We start from the raw sequence: 451 nt of genomic DNA on the forward strand, positions 1-451 counted from the left end.
CCACATCCTGTTCCCGGCGACTGCCAGCGGCAAGAACGTGGCCCCCCGCGTGGCGGCCAAGCTCGACGTGGCCCAAATCAGCGACATCACCAAAGTGACGCAACCGCAGGGTGCCTCTGGCACGGCCGATACGTTTGAGCGCCCCATCTACGCCGGCAACGCCATTGCCACCGTGCAAAGCGCCGACAGCGTCAAGGTCATCACCGTGCGCGCCACGGGCTTTGACGCCGCAGCCGCCACGGGCGGTTCCGCAGCCGTTGAAACCGCCGCAGCCACCGCAGACGCTGGCAAGAGCAGCTTCATGGGCAGCGAAATCGCCAAGAGCGACCGCCCTGAACTGACGGCCGCCAAGATCATCGTCTCCGGTGGTCGTGCGCTGGGCAGCAAGGAAAAGTTCGACGAAGTCATGACGCCCCTGGCCGACAAGCTGGGCGCCGCCCTGGGTGCCAGC

1 protein-coding gene is annotated in these 451 nt (G+C 66.7%); it reads left to right on the top strand.

Translation table 11 applies throughout. The features are described from left to right. The coding region (locus ASD75_RS06095) for an electron transfer flavoprotein subunit alpha/FixB family protein (protein WP_235511551.1) at positions 1 to 451 on the top strand (451 nt) is incomplete at both ends.

Source organism: Acidovorax sp. Root568 (assembly GCF_001427445.1).
Classification (GTDB): Bacteria; Pseudomonadota; Gammaproteobacteria; order Burkholderiales; family Burkholderiaceae_C; genus Acidovorax; species Acidovorax delafieldii.